7 protein-coding genes and 1 pseudogene are annotated in these 8,480 nt (G+C 43.1%); 5 read left to right on the top strand and 3 right to left on the bottom strand.

Features of this window, described 5'->3' with window-relative positions; genetic code table 11:
• A pseudogene (locus HCR01_RS27705) lies at positions 1–524 on the top strand (Crp/Fnr family transcriptional regulator); the annotation flags it as partial.
• Between the two features lie 128 nt (positions 525–652).
• On the opposite strand, the gene miaB reads toward HCR01_RS27705, so the two are convergent.
• Complete coding sequence (gene miaB, locus HCR01_RS27700) at positions 653–2,017, bottom strand: tRNA (N6-isopentenyl adenosine(37)-C2)-methylthiotransferase MiaB (protein WP_193199247.1); 1,365 nt, start codon at positions 2,015–2,017, stop codon at positions 653–655.
• 244 nt (positions 2,018–2,261) lie between these two features.
• On the bottom strand, positions 2,262–3,698 hold the full coding sequence (locus HCR01_RS27695) for a carotenoid oxygenase family protein (protein ID WP_193199246.1): 1,437 nt from the start codon (positions 3,696–3,698) through the stop codon (positions 2,262–2,264).
• A 506-nt stretch (positions 3,699–4,204) separates the two neighbouring features.
• Here HCR01_RS27695 and HCR01_RS27690 point away from each other — a divergent pair.
• The gene (locus tag HCR01_RS27690; RefSeq protein ID WP_193199245.1) at positions 4,205–4,645 is read left to right on the top strand and encodes a globin domain-containing protein; all 441 of its coding nucleotides are present in this window, start codon (positions 4,205–4,207) and stop codon (positions 4,643–4,645) included.
• A gap of 359 nt (positions 4,646–5,004) precedes the next feature.
• Here HCR01_RS27690 and HCR01_RS27685 read toward each other — a convergent pair whose 3' ends face one another.
• Entirely contained in the window at positions 5,005–5,994 is a 990-nt protein-coding gene (locus HCR01_RS27685; RefSeq protein WP_193199244.1) for a glycerophosphodiester phosphodiesterase, read from the bottom strand.
• 259 nt (positions 5,995–6,253) lie between these two features.
• Here HCR01_RS27685 and HCR01_RS39105 point away from each other — a divergent pair, with 259 nt between their 5' ends.
• The 3 genes from HCR01_RS39105 (at position 6,254) to HCR01_RS27670 (ending at position 7,990) form a co-directional block, all read left to right on the top strand.
• Positions 6,254–6,415, top strand: coding sequence for a hypothetical protein (locus HCR01_RS39105; RefSeq protein WP_226889673.1), 162 nt, complete (start codon positions 6,254–6,256; stop codon positions 6,413–6,415).
• 51 nt (positions 6,416–6,466) lie between these two features.
• The gene (locus tag HCR01_RS27675; RefSeq protein ID WP_193199243.1) at positions 6,467–6,721 is read left to right on the top strand and encodes a prevent-host-death protein; all 255 of its coding nucleotides are present in this window, start codon (positions 6,467–6,469) and stop codon (positions 6,719–6,721) included.
• Between the two features lie 840 nt (positions 6,722–7,561).
• Entirely contained in the window at positions 7,562–7,990 is a 429-nt protein-coding gene (locus HCR01_RS27670; RefSeq protein ID WP_193199242.1) for a hypothetical protein, read from the top strand.
• The last annotated feature ends 490 nt before the right edge of the window (positions 7,991–8,480 follow it).

Below are 8,480 nucleotides of genomic sequence, written 5' to 3'. Positions count from 1 at the left end.
AACGTCAAGAACACGAGTTAATCAACAACCGCGAATTCGGGTTGCTGCACAACGCCGACCTCAAACAGCGCATCTACACACGCAACGGCCCACCAACCCCCGATGACCTCGACGAACTGCTGACCCGCCGGAGGAAGTCGAAGTTCTTCCTGGCTCATCCCCGCACCATCGCCGCTTTCGGTCGGGAGTGCAATCGCCTTGGCATCTACCCAGAAAGCATCGATCTAGATGGCAGCATGGTGTCCGCCTGGCGTGGTGTACCCATTCTTCCTTGTAACAAGATTCCCATCACCGATGCTCAGACCAGCTCTATATTGGTGCTTCGTACCGGCGAAGAAGACCAGGGCGTAATCGGCCTACACCAAACTGGTATCCCCGACGAATACCAACCCAGCTTGTCAGTCCGATTCATGGGCATCAGCGAAAAAGCTATCATCTCCTACCTCGTCACCGCCTACTACTCCGCAGCTGTTCTTGTTCCTGATGCACTCGGCATCCTCGAAGATGTCGAAATCGGACACTGAGGAAACGGGTCAGATAGCTGGACATTAAGGAGATGACTGAATACCAGTTGACACACAAAGTTCTACCTGAGAACTGTAACATCATGTCCGGTTTGAAGCAGCCTCGACCAGACAAAAGTGTTAAACAGTTAGACTGGTATCGCTTGTCGCACTTCTACAGGTTCACCAGTCAAGCTAAAAGCGCGAACTTCGGTAATTTTTACTTTTACCAACTCTCCTTTGAGTTCATTGATATCGCCAGTGAAGAAGGTAAGGCGATTACCGCCTGTGCGTCCCATTACCTGAGTTTTGTCTTTGGGGTTTTGGTCTTCTACTAGTACCTCTTCGATGCGACCGAAGTAACGTTGCGATCGCTCGGCGACTTTCACGTTAACTAGATGATTTAATCTTTGTAGGCGATCGCTTTTGACTTCTTCACTCAACTGATTTGTCCACAAAGCGGCGGGTGTCCCCGGACGGGGCGAATATGCTGCTGTGTTCAACATGTCAAAGCCGATATCTTCCACCAGTTTCAAAGTATTTTCAAACTGTGCTTCTGTTTCTCCAGGGAAACCCACGATCGCATCAGCACTAATTGACGCATCTGGCATATACTGCCGAATTATATCGATAATCCGGCGATACTTCTCATGGGTATAACCCCGCGCCATCGCCTTCAAAAGTTCGTTATCCCCAGATTGAAAGGGAATGTGGAAGTGTTTGCACACCTTGGGTAACTCGGCACAAGCCCGAATCAGTCTTTCAGTAAAATAACGTGGGTGACTAGTAGCAAATCTTAGCCGTTCTATTCCTGGTACATCATGGACGAAATAAAGCAAATCTGTAAAGTTGTGCAGATGTCTACCTGCCGATGTTGCGCCGGGTAAATCTCTACCGTAAGCGTCAATATTTTGACCAAGTAGAGTTACTTCCTTGTAACCTTGTAGTCCTAGTTCTAGCATTTCGGCGCGAATGGCTTCCGGTGTGCGGGATTGTTCTACTCCTCGCACATTCGGAACTACGCAATAAGTGCAGCGTTCGTTACAGCCGTAAATCACATTTACCCAAGCCGTCACCTTACTATCGCGTCGCGGTTTGGTGATATCTTCGATAATGTGAACTGGCTCAGTTGCTACAACTTGATTACCGGCAAACACTGACTCCAGCAAATCTTTGAGACGGTTGGCGTGTTGTGGCCCCATTACCAAGTCTAATTCTGGGACTCGTCGCAACAGTGTTTCACCTTCTTGCTGGGCAACGCAACCAGCAACAATAAGAGTTAAATCTGTTTGCTCATGTTTACGCTTTGCTTGTCTGCCAAGGTAAGAATAAACCTTTTGCTCGGCATTATCCCGAATCGTACAGGTATTATAAAGAATCAAATCTGCATTATTCGGATCTTCTGACCACTCAAAGCCCATGTCTTCCAAAACGCCAGCCATGCGCTCTGAGTCAGCTTTATTCATTTGACAACCGAAAGTAATGATGTGGTAGTGGCGTTTAGAAGTGGTCATGGTCAATGATGCTTAATCAGCGTAATGTTATGTAAGCTTTATTTCTATTCTATTTAGGGCGTTGCCGAATGATCATATGAAATTCCCAGATCAAGTATTCTCAACTCTTACTCTCTGCGACTCCGCGCCTCTGCGTGATACCAATTCATATTTCTACTCAGCAGCCCTATTTAAAAATTGCTCCAGAGTTGCTCAGTTAGGGAGTTTTTAAACGCAGAGGAAAACGCAGAGGAACGCGGAGGAGTTATGAGGCTGGGTTCCATGTACCGTGAAAGCTGTGGGGGATGACGCTAGGTAATCCGAGTTTGCAGACGGGTTCTTCGTTCAAGCGATCGCTATCAAATACCCAAACTTCACTAGTATGAGTATTGCCATCGTAGACAACGGTGAGCACCCAACCTTGTTCAGGATTTTGGCGATCTTGAGCGTGAATGGGTTCGGAAGGGTAGCGATTTGCTCCTAAGTCTGCTTCGGTGAGGGTTTCGGTTTTGTAGTCAAAACGGGCGATCGCTTCAAATAATTCTTTGTCTATATCTGCTCTTTGTGGCAGTAATGAGATGTAAGTATAACGCCAAGGCTGCCCAACTTGCGATTGCTGCACAACTGGAAACTCACATTTACGGTTGACAATTTCCTGTGTTGTCACCTTACCAGTTTGTGGATTAAGCTGCACTTGCCACAGTGTCCCCTTAGCAACTGTGTGCGTCTCGCCAGTAGCTACTTCTCTGAGAAACTCGTTAGTTTGGTGAAAGTCGGAATATCGCACCACGTCCAGAATTATTGAGCCGTCTTTGTCTTCACAACCATTGCCAAAGTGCCATTGGAACCAAGGATCGGTTTCGCCGCGACTAACGAGGGATAAATTTTCGCGATCAAAGATTAACACCTGAGTTGCTAGCTGAGGTTCCCACAATAAAGCTTCACTGAAGGTAGTTAAACCGAGTAAAGTTGATAGTGTTTTCATCCCCATTGGTGGAACAAAAAACACCAGATACTTTTGAGTCAGGACAAAATCATGTACTACTGAGTAGCGATCTAGCTTGAAAGCGGATTTTTGGATAATCTTACCAGTGCGATCGCTCTTATAGAGATTCAACTGTGCAAAAGCTCCTACACTGATCCCAAAATTAAAAATCTCGCCTGTGCCTAAATCGCGCTTGTAATGAGCCGAATAGGGTAATCCCTTGTCCAAAGCACCTAAATCATCCAATCCTTTGGTTTCTAGAGTTTGCAGATCTAAAGCGTAAGGCTTAGTTGCTTCCCACAAAGCCAAAAGTTTATCAGGTAAAGCCAACACTGAAGTATTAGCTGCGTTTTTTATCTGTTGATTCCAGCGCTTCCAGATTGGCCCTGGACTCTGCGTACCATAGACGCTGTAGAGGAATTTATCGGCTTGAGTTTCAGCTTCGTATTCTGCTGTTTTTACGTAGCGATAAACTCCCGTTGCTCCTGCATCGGTAAAATGGACGCCGAGAATTGCCCCATCTCCATCAAACCAGTGTCCCACTCGTAATCCACCGCGTTCTAGTCGTGCGGGGCCATTGCGGTAAAGTGAGCCACGTAAGCCATCTGGGATTTTGCCAGAGATAATTGGTAGCTGGGTAGGGGAAAATTCTTCTGCGGGTTTGGCGATCGCACCTGCCCAGGCTCTTTTTGTTGACTTTTTGCTAATTGTCTGCATATAAAATATGGAGTTATAGATATAGGGCACGCGTATAACTGCATTCTACTATTGTCATATTTGTTGCGATTAGTTAATAATGCCTCTAACTACAGATAGAGCCTTATTTTTAGGGCAAGTGCCTCGCTACAATCACAGAATCTTTCTGTAACTATCTGAAAATTTTCCAAGTTCCGAGTTCCGAGCACGGAGTTCCGAGTTTTGAGCACGAAGTTCCGAGTTCTGAGCACGGAGTTCCGAGTTCTGAGCACGGAGTTCCGAGTTTTGAGCACGGAGTTCCGAGTTCTGAGCACGAAGTTTCGAGTTCCGAGCATGAAGTTCCGAGTTCCGAGCACGGAGTTCCGAGTTCCGAGCACGAAGTTTCGAGTTCCGAGCACGAAAGGCAGAAAGTTCCTTTTCTACATTCGGCCCTAACAAGGATTTCACTCCTTAACTGAGCTAGCTCATAGTAACGAATAGAAACAACCACTAAATTGAAATCAACATTCAAAGTGGTTCGAGAGACTATGATTAGCCAACAAACAATAGATATCGTTAAATCTACAGCACCTAGCTTAAAAAAGCACGGTCAGCAAATCACAACTCGCATGTATGAAGTCATGTTTCGGAATCATCCCGAAATCAGAGAACAATTTGATATGTCTGCTCAAGCAGATGGTTCTCAGCCTACAAGGTTAGCTACAGCAGTTTATGGCTATGCTACCCAAATTGATAATCTACCTGCTTTAACATCAATGGTTGAAAAGATTGCTCATCGCCATGTGCAGACTCATGTTTTGCCAGAGCAATATCCTATTGTCGGAGAGAGCTTATTGCAAGCAATGAAAGATGTATTGAGGGAAGCCGCTACAGAAGAAGTGATGTCAGCTTGGACTGAAGCTTATCAGGCATTATCTGAAGTTTTTATTAACAGAGAACATGATATACAGCAGTTTTCAAATGAATAGACCACACGCAAACCTCTCTCCAAACCTCTCTCCTAAAAGGAGAGAGGCTTTGAATTTCCCCCTTCCCTAGTCTACGGTGTACACACATCTCTGTACAAAACCAAAATCGTTGTAGATCCTCCTGAATCCCCCTTCAAAAGGGGGACTTTGAGAGGTTTTTGCTCCCCTTTTTAAGGGGGGTTGGGGGGATCAAAAGCCTGTGGGGCAACTCTAAAAGACTTGTGTGTACACCGTAGCCTTCCCTAGTAGGGAAGGGGGTAGGGGGCTAGGTTTTTTCTTGTAGTCTACTCAACTGAAAATCGCTGTATATGTGGGTGATTTGGATAAAATGCCCCAGCTAGGAAACAAGGCAAGTACCACTAATAAGTAGAATAGCAACTTGCTGTATCTGGATAGTCGCTAAATACGCCATCAATATCCAAGCTAAAAAACAGTTCATATTCTCCTTGAGGATTCCCTTGAAAGTCCAAGGGTAAAAAGAAGTCTTCGTTGCGAAAAGTCCAGACATGAACTAGCAAAGCAGCTGCATGAGCATCATTAACTAAAGATGTCGGCGCAAGCAATTTACCCTTGCTATCTCTGGGAACCAACAGATTTTTATGAATACCCACCGCTTGAGCATATTTAGCAATCTCTTGTAACCCTGATGGAGTTGCTAAATCTGCATAGGTGCGATTATTACCGCTAACTATAAAATCATAAGGCTTGCCACTGCAATTGAGCAATTGTACCAAAGGTAGATCAGTTTTTGTAGACAAATCTTGCAAATTACTCACTTCAAAAGACTGAATGAAAACAGGTACGTTAGCTCCCTGATAACCGTTTGCAACTAAAGTATTTAATAGTGGTTCTTCTAGGGATAACTCAATAGACTTAAAGTAAGTCGGGTGTTTAGTTTCTGGATAAATGCCGATAGTACGACCAATTTCGGCACTTTTTTGCTGAGCTAAATCAATGATTTCTTGCAGGGTGGGAATTTCAAATATTCCATCATAAGCAGTATTTTGGGGACGCAGTTCGGGAATGCGTTCTTTAGCTTTTAGTATTTTCAGTTCTGCAAGGGTAAAATCTTCAGTAAACCAGCCAGTTTTTGATTCTCCATCAATTATTTTAGTAGTTTTATAGTTAGTAAATTCTGGATGGCTAGCAACATTGGTAGTTTCAGAAATTTCATTTTCGTGTCGAGCAATTAAAATACCATCTTTTGTTGAAACTAAGTCTGGTTCAATGTAGTCAGAACCGAGTGCGATCGCTAATTCATAAGCAGCCAAAGTATGCTCTGGACGATAACCACTAGCGCCTCGATGTCCAATGATAATTGGAGTTGCATTTGTGAAGTTTTTCGCCATAAGCTTATATCATTTTAAATTTCGTAAGTTATATATCAATTTAAGTTTGTATCCGGTATTTTAATCCTCATTCTATTTATGAACATTGAAAAATTACATACTCCTTTTTGCTCTCTTATAAATCCCCAAAGCTAAAGCAGAATGGGAAAAGAATGTTGGAGATAGCTTTTCTTTAGAAGAACTGAGCACTCGCACACATTTAGCCTTACACACTATATCCAGAACTTTAGGGCGATCGGAACCTGTAGAGAAAAGTTCGTTGCAGTCGGCTTTTGCTGCCTTTAATTTGGAGTTGTGTAAAGAGGATTATACCCGACCTAGCCCCCCAGAATTGGAACTCCGAAGCGCAAATCCTCAATATGACTGGCAAGAAGCACCAGCCCCATCACCAGAAATGCGATCGCCTGGGAAAATAAGCTAACTTGAAAACAGTCTCTATATTCAATGCTTCCAAAACTTGGAGATTTTGAGAATGAAATGGACACTTGAAGAAGCCAAAAAACAGCTACCTTCCATAATTAATGCGACTAGTCAAGAACCTCAGCTAATTTATACTCAAGAGGAACTAGTGGCTGCGATTGTAGATCCTGAGCTTTTTAAAGAATTTCTAAACTGGCAGCAAAAAACTGCGAAAACATCTCTAGCTCAAGTATTTAAAGAACTTCAACAGTTATGTACCGAAGAAAACTATAGCTTAGAGATAGCACCAAGAAGCGATCATAATTGAATTCATTTAGTGGAATCTTTTTCCAATTTGACAGATTTGCTAAGAATGCGAGGCGTAGCCTGCACTTCTCTACAAGAGGCTGCGCCAACGGCAAGCTCAGTGACCATCGTAGACATCGCCTAAATCAACCCTATCACCAAAAGTGCGTAGAAGCTCTGCTTCTTGTCACCAGACATCGCTACAATTACCCACTTCAATTCTTCTCCTTGTTAAAATCCTAAGCTTCTTGATTTAGCAAAGTTAAGCATCTTGAGCTTGCGTTCTATATTCTTATTGACGCAACCAAAATCAATTTATGTACTTGTGGGATGAAAATTGCCAAAAACACCAGCAAATTGTTTACAGACTGAATCCAAAAGCCGTTCCGCGTCCAATACGGTTCGGATAAGACTCGATCCCCCCAACCCCCCTTTCCAAGTGGGGCTAAGAATGGTTCTATTTCCCTCTTTTTAAGGGGGATTAAGGGGGATCTTTAAAGCCTATGCAGCTTAACCGAACCGTATTGGTTCCGCGTCTACACATTCAGCGCAGCCCACAAAATTAATCTTTCTCAAAATGCCTAATTACTTTCTCATTTTAGTGTTTTCTATAAGCAAACCGGAGTTTGCTGACTCATTTGGCTGAAATGCTTTCTCATTTTGGTATTTTCCGCAAGCAAACCGGAGTTTGCTGACTCATTTGGCTGAAATGCTTTCTCATTTCAGTAGATCGCGCATTTATGACAACTATACGCTTGTAGCAAAAGCCGTTGCAGATTTGCCAGAATTTTCTCAGGCTGATCGATACGGATATTTTTTAAGGTAAAGAATATTAACCGTACTATTTTACAAGGTGCGTATTATGAGTCGTAGAAAAAGAAGCTCTCCAGTGTTAAAAAAAGCAGTGCGTCGTGCAGCTGGTATGGACTCAATTGATCCGAATTTAGATGTGGGCAATGGACTCACCCTACCTGCCTTCTCAACTCTAATTGAGACAATGCGAACTAAAGAGAACGCATACAACAGCGCCCTTTCTAACGTGGATAAGTTATACCGTGAAATGCTGCAAACAGAGCGTGAATTGGGAGATATGACAGAGCACATGCTGATGGGAGTTGGGACTCGATATGGCAAAAGCAGTGTAGAGTATGGCATGGCGGGAGGAGTTCCCAAGAGTCAACGCCGCAGGGGACTGCGAGGCGAGTCATCTACTTCCAGTTCACAGCAACCGTCATTTGTTCTTAGTGTGGACGGTAACGAGAATGGAAAGAAACAAGCAGTGACAAGCTAGGATGTGCCCTATGACTCCAATTTTATAAAGTGCAAATCTTGCGATTGCCTTGATGAAAACCTGTAATTACCCGCTTGGCGATCGCTTCTTCTTCCGTTATTCCTTCAACTTAAGCCTTTTGAAAAAAGAACGAGTGCGATCACCCTGAGAAAAATCTGTAGTTTTCCATAATTTCAAAGAATTGAGATTGCTTACAAGAATGCTCAAAAGCTGTCTTTAAAAAAATGTAAAGAGAAGCGTGTTAAACATGGAATAAAAAATAAACAGTTTCTTGCCGTGATGGATGACAAATATTTAGCAAGAGTTTAAGCTAACGCTAAAACTAGTATATCAAAACTTGAATTGAAAATTTTACGTGAAAGTTTCACTTTTCTTCAGACAAGCATAATTTAATATACCCAATCAATAAGTTTTTTGGTATTAATAAATAGGGATTTGGAGATAAGCTAATTCATGCTTTTGACAAGTTGCTGACTTATTTTATTTAGAA

It is taken from the genome of Nostoc sp. MG11 (assembly GCF_014904695.1).
Taxonomy (GTDB): domain Bacteria; phylum Cyanobacteriota; class Cyanobacteriia; order Cyanobacteriales; family Nostocaceae; genus Komarekiella.
Note: the sequence above shows the minus strand (reverse complement) of the source record. Positions and strands in the feature narration are given on the sequence as shown.